The organism is Saccharopolyspora rosea, assembly GCF_025643595.1.
GTDB classification, from domain to species: Bacteria; Actinomycetota; Actinomycetes; order Mycobacteriales; family Pseudonocardiaceae; genus Saccharopolyspora; species Saccharopolyspora rosea.
Genome location: NZ_CP102826.1, coordinates 2247960 through 2270804 on the forward strand (window position 1 = coordinate 2247960; position 22845 = coordinate 2270804).

General features: G+C 73.2%; 13 protein-coding genes and 1 pseudogene. 11 read left to right on the forward strand and 3 right to left on the reverse strand.

Features of this window, described 5'->3' with window-relative positions:
* Positions 1-102: 102 nt before the first annotated feature.
* Positions 103-693, reverse strand: coding sequence for a TetR/AcrR family transcriptional regulator (locus NV263_RS10610; protein ID WP_263252624.1), 591 nt, complete (start codon positions 691-693; stop codon positions 103-105).
* A gap of 214 nt (positions 694-907) precedes the next feature.
* Complete coding sequence (locus NV263_RS10615; protein WP_263252626.1) at positions 908-1657, reverse strand: response regulator transcription factor; 750 nt, start codon at positions 1655-1657, stop codon at positions 908-910.
* Between the two features lie 469 nt (positions 1658-2126).
* On the opposite strand from NV263_RS10615, the gene NV263_RS10620 reads away from it, so the two are divergent.
* The 10 genes from NV263_RS10620 to NV263_RS10665 all read left to right on the forward strand — a co-directional run bounded on the left by NV263_RS10620 (position 2127) and on the right by NV263_RS10665 (position 21963).
* On the forward strand, positions 2127-3443 hold the full coding sequence (locus tag NV263_RS10620) for an NAD(P)/FAD-dependent oxidoreductase (protein WP_263252628.1): 1317 nt from the start codon (positions 2127-2129) through the stop codon (positions 3441-3443).
* Positions 3444-3603: 160 nt separating this feature from the next.
* Positions 3604-3906, forward strand: a complete 303-nt coding sequence (locus tag NV263_RS10625) for an acyl carrier protein (protein WP_263252629.1) — start codon at positions 3604-3606, stop codon at positions 3904-3906.
* Positions 3881-4762 carry a thioesterase domain-containing protein gene (locus NV263_RS10630; protein ID WP_263252630.1) on the forward strand — a complete coding sequence of 294 codons (882 nt, stop codon included), beginning with the start codon at positions 3881-3883 and terminating at the stop codon, positions 4760-4762. Before NV263_RS10625 ends, NV263_RS10630 begins: the two co-directional genes overlap by 26 nt.
* Before the next feature lie 49 nt (positions 4763-4811).
* The gene (locus tag NV263_RS10635; RefSeq protein ID WP_263252631.1) at positions 4812-8498 is read left to right on the forward strand and encodes a beta-ketoacyl synthase N-terminal-like domain-containing protein; all 3687 of its coding nucleotides are present in this window, start codon (positions 4812-4814) and stop codon (positions 8496-8498) included.
* Positions 8499-8578: 80 nt separating this feature from the next.
* Complete coding sequence (locus NV263_RS10640) at positions 8579-9937, forward strand: SDR family NAD(P)-dependent oxidoreductase (protein WP_263252632.1); 1359 nt, start codon at positions 8579-8581, stop codon at positions 9935-9937.
* A 138-nt stretch (positions 9938-10075) separates the two neighbouring features.
* Positions 10076-16951: a beta-ketoacyl synthase N-terminal-like domain-containing protein gene (locus tag NV263_RS10645; protein WP_263252633.1), complete on the forward strand. Its 6876-nt coding sequence runs from the start codon at positions 10076-10078 to the stop codon at positions 16949-16951.
* The gene (locus NV263_RS10650) at positions 16952-18526 is read left to right on the forward strand and encodes a PfaD family polyunsaturated fatty acid/polyketide biosynthesis protein (protein ID WP_263252634.1); all 1575 of its coding nucleotides are present in this window, start codon (positions 16952-16954) and stop codon (positions 18524-18526) included. It abuts the gene before it with no gap.
* Entirely contained in the window at positions 18523-20280 is a 1758-nt protein-coding gene (locus NV263_RS10655; RefSeq protein ID WP_263252635.1) for an acyl-CoA dehydrogenase family protein, read from the forward strand. The genes NV263_RS10650 and NV263_RS10655 overlap by 4 nt, the downstream gene beginning before the upstream one ends.
* Positions 20277-21125: an acyl-CoA thioesterase gene (locus tag NV263_RS10660; RefSeq protein WP_263252636.1), complete on the forward strand. Its 849-nt coding sequence runs from the start codon at positions 20277-20279 to the stop codon at positions 21123-21125. The genes NV263_RS10655 and NV263_RS10660 overlap by 4 nt, the downstream gene beginning before the upstream one ends.
* Complete coding sequence (locus NV263_RS10665; RefSeq protein ID WP_263252637.1) at positions 21100-21963, forward strand: class I SAM-dependent methyltransferase; 864 nt, start codon at positions 21100-21102, stop codon at positions 21961-21963. Before NV263_RS10660 ends, NV263_RS10665 begins: the two co-directional genes overlap by 26 nt.
* Positions 21964-22074: 111 nt before the next feature.
* Here the strand turns inward: NV263_RS10665 and NV263_RS10670 are convergent.
* Positions 22075-22428: pseudogene (locus tag NV263_RS10670) on the reverse strand (LysR family transcriptional regulator substrate-binding protein); the annotation flags it as partial.
* A 125-nt stretch (positions 22429-22553) separates the two neighbouring features.
* Between NV263_RS10670 and NV263_RS10675 the strand changes: the two are divergent.
* A complete protein-coding gene (locus tag NV263_RS10675; protein WP_263252638.1) occupies positions 22554-22835 on the forward strand; it encodes an MFS transporter in 282 nt (93 codons plus the stop codon).
* The last annotated feature ends 10 nt before the right edge of the window (positions 22836-22845 follow it).

Consider the following 22845-nt stretch of genomic DNA (forward strand, 5'->3'; position numbering starts at 1 on the left):
AAAGCGGCTGGCGCCGCTTGCCACGCCTGTTCCGGGAGCAGGTTCAAAGACAGGCACTCAGCGGCCGGCACCGCCGCGCACGAGGGGTTCGAAGGTGGGCGCTCAGTTCAGCCAGCCCGCGACGACGCTGCGCAGCGCGTCCTCGTAGCCCGCGGCGAGGTCGAGGCCGGGCGGGATGCTCTCGGACAGTTCCAGCGACACCAGGCCGTGCGCCATGCCCCAGCAGGAGATCGCGACGTGCTCGACCGGCGCGGGTTTGAACCGCCCGTCGGCCTGGGCCCGCCGGATCGCCGCCACCAGGTGCTCGAAGGTTTCCGCGGCTTCGTCCTTCTGCTCGGTCGACAGGTCGAGCTCGGTGAACCGGTCGCTGAACATGATCGCGTACAGCTGCGGGTTGGCCAGCGCGTACTCGCGGTAGGCGAGTCCGAGCCGCACCACGTCCTCGGCGGGGTCGTCGGTGTTCTCGACCGCGGCGAGGTGGTCGGACAAGCGCTTGGCGGCGTCCTGGAAAACGCCGTGCACCAGTCCCGCCTTGTTGCCGAACAGCGAGTAGATCGCCGTGGTGGAGGTCCCCGCGTCGCTGGCGAGGCGGCGCAGGCTCAGCGCGTGCACGCCGCCTTCGCAGACCACCGTGGCGGCGAGCCGGAGCAACGTGCGGCGCAGTGCTTCGTCGTGCGTTCTGGGGCGACCCACTTCCGCAGTGTATCCCGGTTTCGCGTGCAGCGGCCGGAAATCGGGCGCACGTGCCACCAGGTTCTACTGTGGACCGAGGCCCGACGAGTCGGCCGCCGGTGCTTGACAGGAAGCACTGTAACGGTGTTTCATAACATCGTTCTGGCCCGACGGCGCCGCCCTGCGGCGGGGAGAGGAGGCGTACCCGGAACGGACCGGTTCCGCCGCATCCGGATCAGTCCCCGCCGCCTGCGATCTCGTAGGTGTGGATCAGGTGGTCGGTCAGCGCCTTGCGGATGGCCTCGGTGCGGGAGCGGACGTTGAGCTTGGCGTAGATGTTGGCCAGGTGGCGCTTCACGGTCCCCTCGGTGAGGCCGAGCCGGGAGCTGATCTGGCGGTTGCTGAGCCCCTTGGCGACGTGCAGCAGCACTTCCTGCTGGCGCGGCGAGAGGACCGAGCCGTGCTCGCTGACGGCGTACCGGGAGAGCACGGTCTGCGGCACGAAGGCGGTCACCATGCCGTCGCTCATCGTCGTCGCGGCGAAGATCGACGAGATCAGGTCCCCGGCCGTCGCGCTGGTGTCCAGCAGCGCGTACGCGCCGCTGGCGAGCAGCGCGTGCTGGCTCCTGGGGTCCTCGGTCGAGGTCACCAGCACCACGATGCGGACCCGGTTGGCCCCGGCGACCAGCTGCGGGATGTCCTCGGAGGTGAGGCCGTAGTACGAGACGACCACGTCGGGGCACAGCCGCCGGGTCAGCTCGATCGCGGACTCCCCGCAGTCCGCCCGGCCCACCACGGCGATGTCCCGGTGGTTGCCGAGCATCAGCGTGATCGCGTCCCGGATGATGCCCAGACCGCTGGCCACGACGACGCGCACCGGGCTGGTCCGGGAGAAGGAGTCCGGCATCGCCGCGCTCGCGCCGCGGTCAACCGGAGGTGGTGTCGCCACGGTCGTCGGGGGCGGGTCGAACGCGTCCCGGTGCACGCGTGCGGATTCCCGATCTGAGTGCTCGGCGCGGTTGTTGAACAAAGCAGACCCCCGGTTGGTTGTGCCCGGCAGTACCTCCGGTTGATCCGAACCATAGTTCTTCCGGATGACGCGTGCGGCGGAATCCGGATGAGTCCGCTCCGGTACGTTGCGCCGATTGTCGCGCCCGTCGGAGATGTTCGGGCGCAACGACCCGTGCGACGGGGTGTGCGACGGATCGGTGATTGCGCCGATCGTCCTCTCCGGAGCCGTTTCCGGATTGGGCCGAATGGCGTCGTGCCGCCGCCGGAAGGGCCGGTGCCCGGCGGTTCGGCGCGTCGCGCCGCGCGCGGGATCCCCGTCGGCGCTACATCTTTCGATGTGCGCCGCCGTGCATCGTTGGTGAAATTGTTCGCCCGCCAGCGCTGGATAAACTGGCTGCCCAGGTTGTTCATCGCAGCTGATCGCGAACTTTTCGGAGCGTGGTGTGAAGCATCGGGTTGCGGTTGTCGGCGCGGGGGCGGCCGGTCTGTCGGCCGCTTACAACGTTCGCAGCAGAGCATCGGTCACATTGTTCGAATCCCATGCGCAAGCCGGCGGTCACGCGCTCACCGTCCCCGTTGACGACAACGGTGTGGAACGCGGGCTGGACATGGCTTTCATCGTCTACAACGGATATTCGTATCCGCGTTTCTCCAAGTTCCTCGCCGAGTTGGGCGTCGAGACCACCGGGCACCCGGGACGGTTCAGCTTCTCCGACCACGACACCGGTTTCACCTGGGTGTCGGACGATTTCGAGCTGACCGAGGAGCAGATCCGCGCCCGCTACCCGGCGGAGTTCGTCGGGCTGTGGCGGGAGGCCGACCGGTTCCGGCGCACCGCGCCGCGGGACTTCCTGCGGCTGCGCGAGGACATCTCGCTGGGCGAGTACCTGGAGTCGCACGGGTACTCCGACGAGTTCCGGTACGGGTTCGTCGTCCTGCTCTCCTCGATGGTCTGGTCGATCTCGCCGGACGAGGTGTGGGACATGCCGGCGAACACCATCGTCACCTTCTTCCTCGGGCACGGCTTCGAGTGGCAGGGCAGGCCCAACGCGGAATGGCGTTGCGTTGCCGGTGGCAGCGTCAACTACGTCAGCCGGGCGCTGGAGGTGATGACCGGCGACGGCGTGGACTTCCGGCCGAACACCCCGGTCCTCGGCGTCGAACAGCGCGAGGCCGGCGTCGCGGTGCGCACCGCGGGCGGGGTCGAGGAGTTCGACCACGTGGTGCTGGCCACCCACGCCGATGACTCGATCGCCCTGCTGGAGAACCCGACGCCCGAGCAGCGGGCGCTGGAGGCGATCCGCTACTCGCCGACCCGCGCCGTGCTGCACACCGACCCGGTGGTGATGCCGACCGACCGCGCCCACTGGCGCAGCTGGAACTGCAAGCGGCGGGTGCGCGACACCGACAGCGGCGCGCTCGACACCTGGGCGACCTACTACCTGAACCAGGTGCAGAACTTCACCAGCGACAACGACTACTTCGTCAGCGTCGACTGCCCGCTGGAACCCGCCGACGGCAAGGTCCTCGCCGAGGTCGACTTCCGGCACCCGATCTTCACCATGGAGGCCAAGCGGAGCCTGGCCGAGATCCCGAAGATCCAGGAGGACTCGCGCGTCAAGTTCGCCGGCTCGTACCTGCCGGCCCGCCGCGTCGGGCCGGACGCGGTGGGCGGGCACGAGTCCGCCTTCGACGCCGGCTACGAGGCCGCGATGTCCATCCACCGCAACATGTCCGCCGAAAGCGAGCAGCCGCGGTAGGGAGTTCTCGCCGAGTGCTCCGCGTGGCGGAACCGCGGCCACCGCGCCCATCGGAGGAACCGTGGCGGTGCTGGTGCGAGACCGCTCGACGCGAAGAGGAAGCGGCGCACGCCGCTCGTGGAACAGACCCCGACCGCGCACCCCGACTGAGGAGTTCACGTTGTCCGACACGACGAACGCGCCCGGCACGGCCGAGCTGACCGTGGAACGGGTGCAGAACTGGATCACCACGCAGGTCGCCGCGCGGCTGGAGACCACAGCGGACCAGGTCGACGTGCACAAGTACTTCGACGAGTTCGGCCTGGACTCGGCGGACGCCCTGGTGCTCGCCGGAGAGCTGGAGAAGTGGCTGGGTTTCGAGCTGGAGACCACCGCGATGTGGTACCACCCGACGATCGCCGAGCTGTCCGCGCACATCGTCGAGAGGAGTTCCGCCGATGGCGCACCGCAACGCGGGAATTGAACTGATCAGCCAGACCTCCCACGCGGGCGGCGCCGACGGGCCGCGGATCGTGGTGGTCTACCCGGGCCTGGCTCCCGCCGGCGCGCACCAGGACCTGGTCGCGGCCATGCCGCCGGCCGCGTCGACGTACGTCGTCGACCTGGACGCGATCGAGGAGTACGCCAGGCCGGCGTTCACCGGAGAACCACCGGAGATCGGTGTCGCCGACGTCGCCGAGCGCGCCGCTGCCGCGCTGCGGCAGCGCGAACTCCTCGACGGTGACTGGCTCCTCGTCGGCTGGTCGCTGGGCGGCATCGTCGCCTACGCGCTCACCGAGGCGCTGGCCGGGCACGAGCTGCCCGCGCACCTGGTCGTCCTGGACACCCCGGCCCCGGTGGCGGAGTACTCGTGGGCGGATGGCGAGGTGCCGCTCGACCTGGAACTGCTGTGGTTCACCACCTACCTAGCGGCGCGGCGCCGGGCGAGCACCCCGGTCTCGCGCGAGACGTTCGCCGGCATCGACGCCGAGGCCGGGTTGAAGCTGATCCTGGACCTGGACACCGACCGCGGCCCGCTGCTGCCCGGGGCGTCGCTGTCCGGGGCGCGCAAGCTCTTCGAGGGTTACCTGAACGTCGTCGGCCGCAACAACAGCATCGTCTCCGCGTACCAGCCGCGGGCACCGCGCGTGCCGTTCACCCTGATCCGCCCGGAGCACAGCCTGTTCGGCTCGGAACCGGCGATGTCCTGGGACGAGATCGACCCCGGGATCGAGGTGCGCAGCTGCGGGGGCGAGCACTACTCGATGCTGCGCGACCCGACGGCGCTGGCGCACCTGGACGCCATCGCCCGCCGCGCGCTGGGGTTGCCCGGGAACTGACCGGCCCACCAGCTGCGCGCACCACCAGGTTCCGACCGGAAGGCCGAGAATGACACAGCACCAACCAGACGCAACCGACTCCCGGCCGACCGATATCGCGATCGTCGGGCTCGGCTCGCTGTTCCCGGAGTCGGCGGATCTGCGCGAGTTCTGGGCGAACGTCGTGGAGGCCAGGGACTGCATCCGGGACGTGCCGGAATCCCACTGGCGGATCGAGGACCACTACGACCCGGACCCGACCGCGCCGGACAAGACCTACTGCCGGCGCGGCGGCTTCGTGCCCACAGTGGACTTCGACCCCATGGAGTTCGGGCTGCCGCCCAACATCATGGAGGTCACCGACATCCTGCAACTGCTCAGCCTCGTGGTGGCCAAGCAGACCCTGCAGGACGCCGGGGTGCGCGGAGCCGAGTGGTACGACCCGTCGCGCACCGGGGTGGTCCTGGGCGTCACCGGTGCCAACTCGCTCACCCAGCCGCTCGCGCTGCGGTTGCAGACCCCGCACCTGAAGGAAGTGGTGCGCTCCTGCGGTCTGAGCGAGCGGGACGCCGAGGAGATCGCCGCGAAGTTCGTGGCGAAACTGGCGCCGTGGCAGGAGAACTCCTTCCCGGGAATGCTCGGCAACGTGGTGGCCGGGCGCATCGCCAACCGCTTCGACTTCGGCGGCACCAACTGCACGGTCGATGCCGCCTGCGCCAGTTCGCTGGCCGCGTTGCGGATGGCCGTGGGAGAACTCGCCAGCGGACGCGCGGACCTGATGATCACCGGCGGCTGCGACGCCGAGAACACGATCCTGATGTACATGTGCTTCTCGAAGACCCCGGCGTTCTCCCGCAACGAGGTGGTCCGCCCGTTCGACGAGGCCGCCGACGGCACGCTCATCGGCGAGGGCATCGGGATGCTCGCGCTCAAGCGGCTCGCCGACGCCGAACGCGACGGCGACCGGATCTACTCGGTGCTGCGCGGAATCGGCACGTCCAGCGACGGCCGGTTCAAGAGCATCTACGCGCCCCGGGCCGAAGGCCAGGCCAGGGCGCTGCGCCGGGCCTACGCCGAAGCCGGGTTCGGGCCCGACCAGGTCGGACTGCTCGAATGCCACGCCACCGGGACCTCCGTCGGCGATCTGGTCGAGTTGCAGGCGCTGTCCGAGGTGTTCGGCGAGGCCACCGACGAACGGCGGTTCGCCGCGGTCGGATCGGTGAAGTCGCAGATCGGCCACACCAAGGGCGCCGCGGGGGCGGCGAGCCTGATCAAGGTGGCATTGTCGTTGCACCACAAGGTGCTGCCGCCGACGATCAACGTGGAAACCCCGCGGGTGGACGCCGAACTGGAGTCCTCGCCGTTCTACGTCAACACGACCACCCGGCCGTGGGTGCTGGACCCGGCGCGGCCGGTGCGGCGCGCGGCGGTGTCGGCCTTCGGCTTCGGTGGCACGAACTTCCACTGCGTGCTGCAGGAGCACGACGCCCGGGAGAACCCGGCGCTGCACCGGGTCCCGCAGGTGCACGTCTGGCACGCCGGAACTCCCGCCGAGTTGCTGGCGCTGCTCGACGACGCCGCCGAGCCGGTCGAGCAGACCGGCGCGGTACCGGACGAGCACTGCCGCGTGGCGATCGTCGCGGCCGACGACGAGGAACGCGCGCGGCTGCGCGCCGAGGCGGCCGACCGGTTGCGCCAGGACCCCGAGGTCGAGGAGTTCGACCTGCCGACCGGTGTCTGCTACCGCCGCGCGGCGCTGCTGCGCGACGGCGGCAAGGTCGCCGCGATGTTCGCCGGGCAGGGCAGCCAGTACGTGGGGATGGGCGCGGCCACCGCGGTGTCGACTCCGCCGGTGCGCGCGGCCTTCGACCGCGCCGCCGCCGCGCACACCGGGCCGGTCCCGCTGGGACGGGTCGTGTTCCCACCGCCCGCCTTCGACGAGCGCACCCGCACCGAACAGGAGGAAGCGCTGCGCCGCACCGAGTGCGCCCAGCCCGCCATCGGAGCGCTCGCCGCGGGCCAGTACCGCTACCTCGCCGACTCCGGATTCGCCCCGGACGGCGCGGTCGGCCACAGCTTCGGCGAGCTCACCGCGCTGTGGGCCGCGGGAAGCCTGTCCGACGCGGATTTCCACGCGCTGGCCGACGCGCGGGGGCGGGCCATGGCGGCCCGTCCGGACTCCGACGCCGATCCCGGGACCATGGCGGCGGTCAGCGCTCCGGCTTCCCGGGTGGCGCAGCTGCTCGACGGGCGCGGGAACGTGGTGGTGTGCAACGTCAACGCCCCGGACCAGACGGTCGTCGGCGGGGCCACCGCGGCGGTGCGCGAGTTCGTCGAGCAATGCCGGGCCGAGGGCGTGTCCGCGTCGCTGCTGCCGGTCGCGGCCGCGTTCCACACCGAACACGTGGTGCACGCGTTGGAGGCGTTCGGCGCGGCCGCGTCCGAGGTGCGGCTGGAGGCCCCGTCGATCCCGGTGTACGCCAACACCGCCGGGGCTTCCTACGGCGCGGACGCCGACGAGAACCGGTCGACGCTGGTGGGTCAGCTCGCCGCCGCCGTCCACTTCGGACCGTCGGTCGAGCGGATGTACGCCGACGGGTTCCGCGTCTTCGTCGAGTTCGGGCCGAAGTCGGTGCTGTCCGGGCTGGTGCGGCGGACGCTGGCGGACCGGCCGGACGTGGTCGTGCTGGCCGCCGACCCGGGGCCGGGGCGCGACGGGGACCGGGCGCTCAAGCAGCTGGCCGCCCGGCTGACCGTGCTGGGGGTCCCGCTGACCGGCCTGAACCGCTTCGTCGCGGAACCCGCGCCCGAGGAGTCGGAGAAGAAGATGAGCATCCCGCTGAACGGAGTCAACTACGTGCCGGAAGAGCGCCGCCGCAAGTACCAGGAAGCCTTGGAGAACGGCTACCGCGTCGGGCACGCCGAACCGGCGCCCACCGAGCACCAGCCGGTGACCGGCGGCAACGGGGCCGCCGACGGGTACGTCGCACCCGCGCAGCAGGACGGCGGCGGGGTGCCGCGCTACGGTGCCGGTCCGATCGCCGCCGAGCACCTGGACAGCCACCGCGTCTACCTGGACAGCCAGCTGGCCATCGCCCACCAGCTCAGCGGCCTGCTCGCGCGCGAGGCCGAGGGGACGCCCCGGGACGGGGTGGTCGACGCCATCCGGGCCGTGACCGAGCACGGCGTGGCGATCGGGCACAGCCACCAGCGGGCCAGCGAGGTGCTCGGTGAACTCGCCCGGCTGGAGGCGGGCGCACCACCCGCGCCGTGGACTCCGACCGATCCGCCGTCCTACGCGCCGCCGCAGCGCAACGGGCACCTGCCGGGCGCCGGGGCTCCGACTCCCGCGTTGCCGAGCGCACCTGCGCCGGAACCGTCCGCACCACCGCGAGCCGAACCGCCGGCCCCGGCGCCGCAGGCACCGCCGCCACCCGAGCCACCGGCCCCCGCACCGCAGGAACCGGCGCAGCCCGCGGCCCTGGACCGGGACTCGGTGCGCGACGTGGTGCTGGAAGTGGTCGCCGACAAGACCGGCTACCCCGGCGACATGCTCGACCTCGGCATGGACGTGGAGTCCGACCTGGGCATCGACTCGATCAAGCGGGTCGAGATCATGGGTGTGCTGGGGGAGCGGTTCCCCGGCGTCCGCGAGCCCGACCCGGAAGTGCTGGGCGAACTGCGGACCCTCGACGACATCGTCGGCTTCCTGGCCGGAGACGCGGCCGGGGAGGTGGCGGGCGGCCCAAAAGCCTGATCCGGCGGCTGTCCGCGCGGCTGTCCCGGCTCCCGGCGCCCGAACCGGCCGAGTCGCCCTACCGGTCGCGGCCCGCCGCCGTGCTCGCGGGCGCCGGTGCGCTGGCCGAAGCGCTCGCGGCCCGGCTCCGCGACGCCGGGTGGGACGTGCGGGACGAGGCCGACGACGTCGACCTGGTGGTGTGGCTGGCCGACGACCCCGGGCAGGACTGGGATTCGGCGGCCGGGGCGTTGCGGGAGGCGCTGCTGCTGGCCGGTCGCACCCGAGCGGTGCTGGACCGCGCGGCCGAGACCGGGCGGGCCGGGTTCGTCGCGGTGACCCGCCTGGACGGCGTCCTCGGCTACTCCGGCGTGGACCCGGCGTCCGCGGTGACCGGCGGGCTGCCGGGCCTGGTCAAGACGCTGGCGGCGGAGGCGCCCGGGCTGTTCTGCCGCGCCGTCGACCTGCACCCGGAGCTGTCCGACGAGCAGTGCGCCGCGGCGCTGCTGGCCGAGCTGCACGACGCCGACACCGCGCTGCACCAGGTCGGCTACGACGCCGAGCGCGTCCGGCGGACCGTCGTCGCGGGGCCGGACTCCGAGCCGGACCCCGAACTGCCCGGGTGCGCGCCGCGACCGGCACCGGGACCCGACGACCTCCTGGTGGTCTCCGGCGGCGGACGCGGGGTCACCGCGGCGTGCGCGATCGGCCTCGCCCGGCGCTGGCGCACCGGGCTGCTGCTGCTCGGCCGCACGCCGCTCGACGACGAGCCGGAGTGGGCGCGCGACGTCGCCGAACCCCGGCTGAAGGCCGCGATCGCGGCGCACCTGCGCGACAGCGGCGGCACCCCGACACCGCGCGACGTGGAACCGGTGTACCGGACGCTCGTCGCGCAGCGCGAGATCCGCGGCACGCTGGCCGAGATCCGGGCGGCGGGTGCGCGCGTCGACTACCTCGCGGTGGACGTCGCCGACGCGGACGCCGTCGCGGCGGCGCTGTCCGAGCACCGCGACCGGATCACCGGTGTCGTGCACGGCGCGGGTGCGCTGTCCGACCGGCTGGTGGCGGACAAGACCGCCGCGGACGTCGACGCGGTCTTCGCGCCGAAGCTGGCCGGGCTGCGCTCGATCCTCGACGCCGTGGACCGGGACCGGCTGCGCCACGTGCTGCTGTTCTCCTCGGTCGCCGGCTTCTTCGGCAACCGCGGGCAGGCCGACTACGCGATGGCCAACGAGTCGCTGAACCGCCTGGCCTGCACCCTGGCGCGGCAGCTGCCGGACGCCGCGGTCGCCTCGATCAACTGGGGACCGTGGGCGGGCGGCATGGTGACCCCCGAACTGCAGCGGATGTTCCGGGAACGGGGCGTGGAACCGATCCCCCTGGACGCGGGTGTCCGCACCGTCGTCGACCACTTCGCGGCCGACCGGCCGGTTCCCGTGGTGTCCGTGGTGTCCGGTTGAGGAGTTCGCGGGCTCGTCGAGGACAGGACGCGGCCGCCGCTGGCGAGTTGACAACAGACCCCGGCTGCCGGGGCGCGCACCGGGCCTGTCCGGCGCGCGGCCCGGCAGCGCACTCCAGCCGAATGCGGAGCTATGCCCATGAGCAACACACCGATCGCGATCGTCGGCATGTCGTGCCTGGTTCCCGGTGCGGGCGGCCCCGACGAACTGTGGGCCGGCCTGCGGGCCGAGGCCGACCACCGCGTCGACGGCGGACCCGAGCGGTTCGGGGACGGCGCGTCGGTGCCCGGCGGCTGGGGCGACCAGCAGCACCACATCACGTCCACTGTGGGCGGATTCGTCGACGAACCCGAGGCGGACTTCGACGGGCTGCGGGTGCCCGCGGCCGAGCTCGCCGCGATGGACCGGGTGGTGCGCTGGCCGCTGCACACCGCGCGGCTCGCGCTCGCCGATGCCGGCCTGGACACCGCGCAACCGCCCGGCCGCACCGGTCTGGTCCTCGGCAACTACTCCTTCCCGACCGACCTGTCGAGCAGGCTCGCGGTGCCGCTGGTGCGCGAGGCGGTCAGCGACGGGCTGCGGGCCGCCGGCCTGCGAGTCCCGCCCGCGTCCGGGGAACCCGAGGTCGACCCGCGCAACATGTGGCCGTCCGGGCTGCCCGCCTCGGTGCTCGGCGAGGCGCTGGGGCTGCGCGGGCCGCGGCTGGCGTTGGACGCGGCGTGCGCCTCGGCGCTGTACGGGCTGGCGCTGGCCAGGGACCAGCTCGCCACCGGCAACGCCGACGTGATGCTGGCCGGGGCGGTGTGCGCACCCGAGCCGGTGCTGCTGCACCTGGCGTTCTCGGACCTGCGGGCGCTGGCCGCCGACGGCGCCGCCAGCAGGCCGTTCGACGAGGGGTCCAGCGGGATCGTGGTCGGGCAGGGCGCCGGGATGTTCGTGCTCAAGCGGCTCGCCGACGCCGTCCGGGACGGTGACCGGGTGCACGCGGTGATCGACGCCATCGGCCTCGGCAACGACGGCGCGGGCAAGCACCTGCTGGTGCCCGCGAAGGAAGGCCACCTGGAGACGTACCGCCGGGCGTACGCCGGGATCGATCCCTCCACTGTGGACTACATCGAGTGCCACGCCACCGGCACCCCGCTCGGCGACGCCGCGGAGCTGGTCGGGCTGACCGAGTTCTTCGCCGACCACGGCGGTCCGCCGCTGCTCGGCTCGATGAAGGGCAACCTGGGCCACCTGCTCAGCGCGGCCGGGATGGCGAGCGTGATCAAGGCCGTGCTCGCGATGCGGCACGGCACCATCCCGGCGACGCCGCGCGTGCGGCAGCCGCTGTCCCCCGCGGGCGGCGAGGCGGCGGCCGAGCGCGTGGTGCGCGCCGAGCGCGCCTGGCCGGACACCGGCGGTCGGCCGCGCCGGGCGGGCGTGTCCGGCTTCGGCTTCGGCGGCGCGAACGCGCACGTCGTGCTCTCCGCGGCGCCCGCCGAACAGCCGGAGCCGCCGCCGGACGTGCGCCTCCCGCGGATGGCGGTGACCGGGGTGGGCGTGAAGGTGGGCGACGTCGACGACGCCGCCGAGTTCGAACGCGTCGTCCGCGCCGCCGAGCCGGTGCTGCGGGACCTGCCGGAGGGCCGCTGGTTCACCGACCGGCCGGCCCCGCCCGGCGGCTACCTGGAACGCATCGAGGTCGACCCGCGCGCCTACCGGCTGCTGCCCGCCGAACTGCCCGGCTCGAACCCGCAGCACCTGGCCCTGTTCCAGGCCGTCGAAGCGGCGCTGTGCGAGGCCGGCTACCCGGCCGTGCCGCCCCGCGGCGAGGCGGAGCCCGCGCGGGTCGCGGTGGTGATCGCGATGGAGATGGAGCCGCGGGCCCACCAGCACCGCGCCCGCTTCGACATCGGCGCCCACGTGCGCGCCGAGTGCGCCCGCGCCGGGGTCCAGCTCGGCGAGGACGTGCTGGAGCGGCTGGTGGCGGCGGTGCGCGACGCCGTGCACGATCCGCTCGGCGCCAACGAGGTGCTCAGCTACATCGGCAACATCATGGCCAGCCGCATCTCGGCGTCGCGGAACTTCAGCGGCCCGTCGTTCACCGTCTCCTCGGACTCGACCGCCGGTGCCGCGGCGCTCGAAGTGGCCGGTCTGCTGCTGCTGGACCCGACCATCGAGGCGGTGGTGGTCGGCGGTGTCGACCTGGCCGGTGGGGTGGAGAACACGGTGGTGCGGGCGAAGCTGGCCGCCGAACTCGGTGCCGAGCCCGGTCCGCTGGGCGACGCCGCCGCCGCGGTGGTGCTCACCCGCACCGCCGACCGGCGGACCGGCTACGCGACGATCGAGTCCGTCGCGCTGCGGCACGGCAGCGACGCAGTGGCCGAAGCGGCGCGGGCCGGGCTGGACGCCGCCGGGGTCGACGGGACCGACGTCGACTACCTGGAACTGGCCGGTGCCACCGAGGCGCAGCGGCGCGGCGAACTCGCCGCGCTGTCGACCGCGTACCGCGCCGGGGACGACCCGCACTCCTGCGCGGTCGGCGGTACGGCCCCGCTCGTCGGTGACGTGCAACGGGTTTCGGCGCTGCTGTCGCTGGTGAAGGTCGCGCTGTGCCAGTACCGCGCGGACCTGCCGCCGACCCCCTTCGACGGCGCTGAACTGTCCGAATCGGACGGTTCGCCGTTCTGCCGGCTGGAGGCGCCGCAACCGTGGTTGAGCAGGCACCGGGACCGGCCGCGCTACGCGGCGATCAGCAGCACCGGCACCGGATCGGCGGCGCACGTCGTGGTCGCCGCTGCCGGGACCGCCGGTGCGCGGCACGAGGTGACCTGGGCCGAGGGCGTCGGCGCGGTGCTGCTGCCGCTGACCGCCGACGACGGCGCCGGGCTCGCCGAACAGGCCGGGCACTGCGCGGCGGAACTGGACGCCGGCCGGGACCTGCGCGCGCTGGCCCGGCAGCGGTGGGCCGAGCGGAGCGGCGGCCGGTTCACCGCCGTGCTGGTGGCGCTGGACGCCGCCGGCATGCGCGTGGAGCTGGAAGCCGCGCGGCGCGGCCTGCCGGAGACCGTTGCGGCGGGCGGCGAATGGGCCACCCCGTCGGGCAGCTTCTGCACCGCCCGCCCGATCGGACCGCACGGCAAGGTCGCGTTCGTCTACCCGGGGGCGTTCACCGCCTACCCGGGCGTGGCGCGCGACCTGTTCCGGCTGTTCCCGCGGACGCTGGCGCTGTTCGAGGACAACGCCGAAGAGCCCGCGGAGCGGTTCCGGCACCGGCAGCTGTACCCGCGAGCGGTCGGCGGGCTGGACCGCCGGGCGCTGCTGCGGCGGGAGGCCGACCTGCTCGACGACACGCCCTCGATGCTCGTCACCGGGAGCAACCTGGCCGTGGTGCACACCCAGGTCCTGCGGGACGTGCTCGGCATCGCGCCCGACGGCGCCTTCGGGTACAGCCTCGGCGAGGGCAGCATGCTGGCCTCGACCGGGATGTGGCGCAACTCCCCGGCCAACGACGCGGCGATCATGGCCACCCCGCTGTTCCGGGAGCAGCTGTGCGGGCCCAAGCGCATGGTGCGCCAGGCGTGGGGCGTGGCCGAGGACGTCCCGGACCGGGAGTTGTGGTCCACCCACGTGCTGCTGGCCGGGGCCGAGCAGGTGCGCGCCGCGATGCGGGGCGTCGAACGCGTCCACCTCACGCACGTCAACGCGCCGGAGGAGGTGGTCATCGCGGGTGCTCCGGAGTCCTGCCGGGAGGTGATCGCCCGGGTCGGCTGCCGGTCCGCGAAGGCGCCGGCCAACCACGTGCTGCACTGCGAGCTGGTGGACCCGGTCATGCCGGAGCTGACCGCGCTGGCCGACTACCCGCTGGGCGAACCGCCGGACCTGGAACTGCTGACCGCCTACGACTACGGCGACGTCGACACCGACGACACCGCGGGCCTGGCCAGCCGGGTCGCCGCGACGCTGGCCCGGACGCTGGACTTCGAGCGGCTGACCCGCGTGGCCTACGACCGGGGGTACCGGTTCTTCGTCGAAGTCGGCCCGAACGCCACCTGCACTCGGTGGATCGACCAGACCCTCGGCGCGCAACCGCACCTGGCGGTGTCCATCGACCGCCGCGGCGCGTCCACCGGCACCGCGCTGCCCACGGCGCTGGCCAGGCTGATCAGCCACGGCATGCGGGTCGACGTGAGCAGGCTGCTCGGTGCGCCGGAGGAACCCCAGCCGCGGATGCTGCACACCGTGCGGTGGGCCGATCCCGGCGCCGAGCGGGTGCGCCGCGGCGCGGAGGCGGTGCTGGCGCCGGTCGGCGAACCGGAAGCGCCGGAGCCGTTCGAGGAGCGGATCGAGTTCGACGGCGAGCCGTTCGTCGCACCGGTCCCGCTCCCCGCGGCGGACACCGCCGACGCCGGGGCCACCCCGCCCGCCGCGCAGCTCGCGGTGGCGGCACCGCAGCCGGTGCCCGACCGGACGACCGCACCGCAGCCGGTGCCCGACCGGACGGGGGCGCGACCGCTGGCCGCGCTCGCCGGCAGCATCGCGCAGGCCCACCAGGCGGTGCTGCGCACCCAGGCCACGTTGCAGCAGATCGCGTTGGCCGGGCTGGAGACCGCGCCGGTCGAGGACTCGCCGAACGTGCTGTGGACCGAACGGGACCTGGTGGCCTTCGCCGAAGGCGAGGTGGCCGAGGTGTTCGGGCCGTGGGCGGCCGAGATCGACGCCCTCCCGCGCCGCGTGCGGCTGCCCGCGCCGCCGTTCCTGTTCACCACCAGGGTCGTCGAGCTGGAGACCGGCGACACCCCGCGGATCAGCACCGAGTACGACGTCCCGGCCGGGGCGTGGTTCACCGTCGACGGGCAGGTCCCCGGCGTGGTGACCGTCGAGGCGGGGCAGTGCGTGCTGCTGCTGGCCTCCTACCTGGGCGTCGACCTGCGGCACGGCGGCACCCGCAAGTACCGGTTGCTGGACAGCGCGATGGTCTTCCACGGCGACCTGCCGCGCGAGGGCCAGACGCTGCGCTACGACATCCGCATCGACCGCATGGTGTGGAACGACGACCGGCTGCTGTTCTTCTTCGGCTACCGCTGCTACGCGGACGGCGAGTTGGTCCTGGAGCTGGAGGACGGCTGCGGCGGGTTCTTCACCGACGCGGAGCTGGCCGCCTCACCGGGCGTGATGCTGCCCGACCCGACCCGGGCGCGGCGCGGTGAACCGGTGCGGCGCCGGTTCAAACCGCTCGTCCGCACCGACCGCACCCGGCTTTCCGGGGAGGACCTGGAGAAGCTGGCGGCCGGAGACCTCGGTGCCGTGTTCGGCCCGGAGTGGGACCAGCGCGCCGACGGGTGCAACCCGTCGGTGCGGTTGCCGGGCGGGAGGATGCGGATGCTCGACGAGGTGGTGCGCATCGACCGGCTCGGCGGGCCGTGCGGGCTCGGGGAGATCGAAGCGGTGCACCGCGTCGACCCGGACGCCTGGTACTTCGGCTGCCACTTCGTCGGCGACCCGGTGCTGCCGGGCTCGCTGATCGGGGAGGGCGGCACCCAGCTGTTGCAGGTCTTCGCCATGTACCTGGGGCTGCACCTGGTGTTCCCGGACGCGGAGTTCCAGGCCGTTCCGGGGCTGCGCACCGAGTTCAAGGTGCGCAGCCAGGTGATCCCCGGATCGCCGGACATCCGGTACCACGCCGAGATCACCGACATCACCATGCTGCCGCGCCCCACCGTGATCGCCGACATCACCGTGTACCAAGGCGACAAGCCGATCATGGTGGTCAACGACTTCGGCATCCGGATCCGGGAGAAGCCCGGCACCCCGCACCGGCCGGAGCGCGGCGGCATCCCGCCGTTCCTCGGCCGCCGCAACCACCGCGGCGAGCCGGTCATCATGAACGAGTTCCACGCCGCGCACGCGGCCCAGGGCGACCTGGCCACCGCGATGGGACCGGAGTTCGAGATCTACCGGGGCCGCCGCGCCCCGTACATCCCGAACGGGGACTTCCTGTTCACCGACCGGATGCTGCGGTTGGACGGCACCCGCGGCGTGCTGGAACCCGGGGCGCAGCTGGTGACCGAGTACGACGCGCCGCGGGAAGCCTGGTACTTCACCGAGAACTCGAACCCGCACATGCCGAACTGCGTGTTCATGGAAACCTCCCTGCAGTCGGCGATCCTGCTGGGCTACTACCTGGGACCGACGCTGGCCGACCCGGACACCGACTACGGCATCCGCAACCTCGACGGCCGGGCCACCCTGGTCGCCGACGTCGACCTGCGGGACCGCACGATCCGGCAGGAGTCGGAGCTGCTGTCCAGCCACGCCATGTCGGGCGCGATCATCCAGAGCTTCCGGTACCGGTTGGAGGTCGACGGCCGGACCTGCTACGTCGGGGAGTCCACCTACGGCTACTTCAGCGAGCAGGCGCTGGCCCACCAGGTGGGGCTGGACGGCGGCAGGCACGTGCCCACCTGGTTGGAGCAGCAGGAGATCGCCCCCGACCGGGTCCGCACGGTGCCGGTGCGCTCGGACGACGCGTGGTTCCGGCCCGCACCCGGCACCGGACTGCGGCTGGCCGACGGGCATCTGCGGCTGGTGGACTCGGTCGACCTCGTGGCCGACGGCGGCGCGCACGGCCTGGGCTACGTGCGCGGCAGGCGGCGCATCGATCCGGCCGACTGGTACTTCGACCGCCACTTCCACCTGGACCCGGTGATGCCCGGCTCGCTGGGCGTGGAGTCGGTCATCCAGGCGTTGCAGGTGTTCGTGATCGACACCGGGCTCGCCGACGACCTCGGACCCGCCGAGTTCGCGATGGCCACCGGGGTGGAGCTCACCTGGAAGTACCGCGGCCAGGTGTCGCGGACCGACCCGGAGATGACGTTCGAGGCGCACGTCACCGACATCCGCCGGGAGGACGACCGGGTGGTGGTGATCGCCGACGCGAGCGTGTGGAAGTCCGGACTGCGGATCTACCAGGTCGGTGGCGTGGCGGTGGCCGTCCGGCGAGCGCAACCGTCCGATGTGGAGGGAAGCTGAATGTCGATCACCACCAACGGTTCGGCGCCCGTGGCGTGCACCGAACCGGACGGGATCCGCGGCGTGCTCGCCCGGTTGGACTCGCCGTGCTACGCGGTGGACACCGAGCGGGGGATCGGGCTGAGCAACACCCCGCCGCCGGCCGGGGGCCGCGCGCTGCCCGCCGTCGGGCCGCTGCCCCCGCAGCGGTTGGGATCGTCGCGGTTCCGCGCCGCGCACGGCGTGGACTACGCCTACATGAGCGGGGCGATGGCCAACGGGGTCGCCTCCGAGGAACTGGTCATCGCGATGGCGCGGGCCGGGTTCCTCGCCTCGTTCGGTTCGGCCGGGTTGCTGCCCGACCGGATCGAGTCCGCGCTGCTGCGGTTCGCCCGGGAGATCCCGGACGCGCCGTTCGCGGCCAACCTGATCCACAGCCCCAGCGAGCAGGCCCTGGAACGCGCCACCGTCGAGACCTACCTGCGGCACGGGGTCCGCTGCGTGGAGGCGTCGGCGTTCATGGACGTCACGCCGAATGTGGTGCGCTACCGCGCGGCCGGGCTGGTCCGGGGCGCCGGGGGAGAACCGGTGCCCGCCAACCGGCTCATCGCCAAGGTCTCCCGGCCCGAGGTGGCCGCGGCGTTCATGCGCCCGGCGCCGGACAAGCACGTCGCCGCGCTGCTGCGGGAGGGGCTGATCACCGCGGAGCAGGCCGAGTGGGCCCGCGCCGTGCCGATGGCCGACGACATCACGGTGGAGGCCGATTCCGGCGGGCACACCGACCGCCGCCCGTTGACCGCGCTGTTCCCGGTGATCGCCGGACTGCGCGACGAGGTGCGGCGGGAGTACCGCCGCCCGGTGGAGATCCGGCTCGGGGCCGCCGGGGGGATCGGCACCCCGGAGTCGATCGCGGCCGCGCTGTCGCTGGGCGCGGACTACGTGGTGAGCGGTTCGGTCAACCAGTCCTGCGTGGAGTCGGGGATCTCACCGGCGGCCCGGGAGCTGCTGGCGGCCGCGGGCATCACCGACTGCGAGATGGCGCCCGCGGCGGACATGTTCGAGCTGGGCGTGGACGTGCAGACCCTGAAGAAGGGCACGATGTTCCCGATGCGCGCGCGCCGCCTCTACGAGCTGTACCGCGGCTGCGCCGGGCTCGACGACATCCCCGAGGCGGAGCGGAACCGCCTGGAGCAGCAGATCTTCCGGCGTTCGTTCGACGAGATCTGGTCGGACGTGGTGGGTTTCTTCGACAGCCGCGATCCGGAGCAGGTGCGTCGCGCCGCCGACGACCCCAAGCGCCGGATGGCGCTGGTGTTCCGCTGGTACCTCGGGATGTCCTCGGCGTGGGCGACCGGCGGGGAACCGGACCGGACGGTGGACTACCAGATCTGGTGCGGTCCGGCGATGGGCGCGTTCAACGACTGGGTGCGCGGCAGCCACCTGGAGCCCGCGGCGAACCGGCACGTCGCCGACGTCGCGCAGCAGCTGGTGCGGGGCGCGGCGTACGCGATCCGGGTCAACCAGCTGGCGGTGTCCGGCATCCGGATCCCGGCGAGCTGCGCCCGCTACCGGCCGCAGCCGGGAGGAGCGCGATGACGGCCCTCGACACGGCGGCCGGGTACCCGGCCGCCGCCGGGTTGGAGCAGCTGCTCGGCGACCCGCGCGATCCGGCGAACCCGTTCGGTTTCGCCGCGGCGGTGGCGCGCGACGCCGGGGCGCGGTTCCCGGCGGAGTTCGCGTCCGAACTCGGCCCGCGGCTGGGGTTGTCCTTCGTCCCGCCCGAGCACGGCGGCCTGCTGTCCACACTGGACGAAACCGTGCTGATGGCGCGCCTGGTGTCCCGGCGCGACGGTGCCGCGATGCCGGCGTCCATGTTCAGCGTCACCGGCGCGGGGTGCGTCCTGCTGGCCGGCAGCGCGCGGCAGCGGGAGGAGGTCGTGCGGCTGCTCGCCGGGGGCGGTGTCGTCGGGTTCGCCATGGCCGAGTCCGCGCACGGCAGCGATCTGCTCGCCAACGAGTGCCGGCTCGACCCGCACGCGTCCGGCGGTTTCCGGCTCAACGGCGGCAAATGGCTGGTCGGCGTCGGCGAGCGCTGCGACGCGCTGGTCGTCGTGGCGCGCACCGGCGGCCGCGGCCCGGCCGCGTTCACCGCGGTGCTGCTGCGGGGCGAGCAGCTGGCCGCCGTGCGGCGCGAGCGACCGGTCGGCACCGGGGGTCTGCGCGGCATCGAGTCCACCGGAGTCCGCTTCGACGACGTCGAGGTGCCCGCGGACTGCGTGCTCGGGGAAGTCGGCCACGGGGTGGAGATCGCCCTGAAGGTCATGCAGCTGGTGCGGGTGCTGAGCACGGCGGCGAACCTGGGCTGCGCGGACACCGGGCTGCGGCTGGCGCTGGAGTTCGCCCGCGGCCACGACTTCGGCGGACGCGCGCTCGTCGGGCACGCGCAGCCGCGACGCGCCGTCGCGACCGCCGCCGCGCTGGTGCTGGCCTGCGACGCCGTCGCCCTGACGGCCGCGCGCGGGATGCACGCGCTGCCCGCGGCGCAGTGCCTGTGGTCCGGCGTGGCCAAGCGCGTCGCCACCGAGCTGTCGGCGGACGTCTTCGCGCTGTGCTCGGACGTGCTGGGCGCGCGGAGCGTGTTGCGCGACGGCCCGTTCGCCGCCTTCGACATCGCCCGCCGGGACAACCTCGTCGTCCGGCACATCGACACCGCGCCGGACGCCAACCTGCGCGCGATCGCCTCGCTGGTCGCCCAGTTCCCCGCGGACGCACCGGAAACGGCCGTGCCCGACGAGGTCGCGGCCGCGTTCCGGCTCGACGACCGGCTGCCACCGCTGCGCCTGGACCGGCTGGACCTCGCGCTGCGCGGCGCGGACCCGGTCAGCGCCGCGTTCCCCGGCGTCGCCGCGTCCGCTGCCGCCGCGCTGCGCGGCGCGGGCGAGAGCACCGCGGCCGCGCGGGTGCGGCGGGTCGAAGCGCGGCTGACCGGTGTGGTCCGGGCGATGCACCGGTTGCGGGCGGGCGCCCCGGCCGACGACCCGCGCCGCCTCGACCTCGCCGCCCGGTTCTGCCTGCTGCACGCCGCGGCGGCCTGCGTCTGCCTGTGGTGGTTCAACCGGGAACGGATCTTGTGTAGTCTGCCCGCTGGTTCCGCCGAATGGCTGTCGCCGGTGCTGGCCGTGCTGTTGGACCGGGCGGGGGATCGCAGCCCGCGGCTCGACGAGCGGGACGCGGCCACCGCCTACGCCCTGGCCGAACGCCTGCACCTGTCGAACGAACTGCTCAGCGCGGTTCCACTCGCACTCGCCGACGGCCCCGCCCGGACGACTGGAAGTGAGGCGCAACGGTGAACGACGAGTCGCATCCCCTGGTGAAGTCGAGCGGCGCGGTGCGCGAAGGGCCGGGGCGCTGGGAGGTCGAGGTGCCGCGCTCGTGGTGGGCGTGGTTGGGACCGCAGGGCGGACTGCTGGGCGCCCTCGCGGCGCGGGCCGCGGCCGACCTGGTCGACGACGACCTGCCGCCGCGCGCCACCCACGCCCAGTTCCTGCGCAGCCCCGCCGACGGGCCGATCTCGTTCGCCGCGACCCTGGAACGCGCCGGGCGCAGCAGCCACTTCGTCACCGTGCGCGCGACGCAGGACGGGACACCGGTGCTGCTGGCGTCCTCCGTGTTCGCCCGCAGCACCGACGGCCCGCCACCGCAGCGGCGCGTCACCGCACCGGAAGTCCCGGCGCCGCAGGACAGCCTGGAGATCGAGTTCCCCGCCGAACTCGTCCCCTTCGGCAGGCACTTCGTGATCCGCTACGGTAGCGGGGGCATTCCGATGGCCGGATCCGCGGAATCGGAAATGGCGTACTGGTTCCGGCTGCGGCCGGACGTGCCCGCCGACTCGCTGGTCGCCATCGTGCTGACCGACGTGATGCCGCCGGGGATCTACCCGCTGGTCACCGAGCCGGTGCCGGTCGTGTCCGCCGAGCTGTCCGTGCACCTGCACGCGGACCTGACGACCGAGCCGGTCGACGACGACGTGCTGGTGGTCCAGCGCAACGTCAGCAGCGGGCACGGGTGGTGCGTCGACGAGGCGGACCTGTGGGACAGCGCCGGTACCCTGCTCGCGCAGTCCCGGCAGCTGCGTCGAATCCTGCGCAACGACGAGGGAGGGAACGAGGATGGCCGAGCCGCGGGCGAAGGTTGAGCTGCAGGGCGTTCCGGAGACGCTGCTCTGGACGCTGTACTGCCGGGCGGCGGAGTCGCGCCGCCCGGACGCCCTGCTCGACGACCCGGACGCCGTCGCCATCGTCGATTCCATCGACTACCCGTTCGCCGCGCAGTTCGGGCATCCGCACATCGCGCTCGCGCTGCGCGCGAAGTGCTTCGACGACCGGATCCGGGAGTTCCTGGCGGCCAACCCGGACGGCACCGTGGTGGCGCTCGCCGACGGGCTGGAGACCCAGTTCCGGCGGGTGGACAACGGCCGGGTCCGCTGGTTGTCGGTGGACCTGGAAGAGACCATGCAGGTGCGCCGCAAGTACCTGCCGGACACCGACCGGCTGCGCAACCTGTCCTGCTCGGCGCTCGACGAGGCGTGGATGGACGAGGTCGACCCGTCGCACGGGCTGTTCATCAGCATCCAGGGGCTGCTGATGTACCTGGAGGAGGCCGAGGCGATGGGACTGATCCGCGCGTGCGCGCAGCGCTTCCCCGGCGCGTGGCTGATGTTCGACGCGATGCCGCCCTGGCTGACCCGGTCGGCTTCCGGCGGGACCCTGCTGGACCGGCTGATGATGCGCGGCCGCGACGCCAAGCAGGCCGACCGGTACAAGCTGCCGCCGCTGCGCTGGGGCGCCAGCGTCGACCAGCTCCGCAAGCGGCTGTTCGCCCTGCACCCCGCCGTCGCGGAGGTCCGGGACGTGGGCTACCCGCCCGGCCGCGGGCTCACCTTCCGCTACCTCAACCCGTACATGGGCAGCTGGCCGCCGATCCGCAACCTCCGCCCCAACAACACCCTCGTCCGCTTCGCCGCGCAGCGGTAGCGGGCAAGAGAGCCTGTCTTCGAACTCGTTGTGCGAGGCGGTGCCGGGAGCGGAACCTCAGCGGCCGTCTCGGCTATCCGGGGGCGTCACCGGACCGGTGTGCGAGTCCGGTCATGGGTCCGGCACGTCGGCGAGTTCCAGCAATGCGCGTGCGGCCGGGTTGGACGGGACCCGGCCGCGCGCGACGAGGGCGAGGTGGCGGTGCGCCCGGGGGTCGTTGATCCCGACCACCGCCAGCCCGCTGCGGCGGGCGATCGGCTCCGGCACGATCGCGACCCCGAGCCCGTGCCCGACCAGCGACAGCAACTGGTTCATCTGCCCGACGCGGAAGCGGATCCGGCGGGACAACGACGCCCGGGCGCACAGCCCTTCGATCACCGTCTGCAGGCCCGGCCCCGCCTGGAAGTCGACGAACGGCTCGGCTGCCAGCTCCGCCAGGGCCACCGACTCGTGCCTCGCGAGCGGATGCCCCGGCCGCCAAGTTCGCCGGTGCCACCGCGGACAAGGGGTATGCGCGGGTCCAGACGGGCGCGTTCGTCGCCGCCACCGCGGTCGGCTTCGTCCTGCTGGCGCTGGGCGCGCGCAGCGCGGTGGCGCTGGCGATCGGCGTGGCGTTGCTGGACCTGGGTATCCAAGGCACCCACATCAGCAACCAGAGCCTGTTCTACCCGCTGCGCCCGGACGCGCGCAGCCGTCTCAACACCGCCTACATGACCTCGTACTTCGCGTCCGGGTCACTGGGCAGCGCCCTGTCGGCGGTGAGCTACGCGCACTGGGGGTGGTCCGGCGTGTGCCTGCTCGGAGCGCTGTTCCCGGCGGCCGGTTTCCTGGTCTGGATCGTCGAGATCGTCCGGCACCGCACCGCCGGGTGAGGGGCGCACC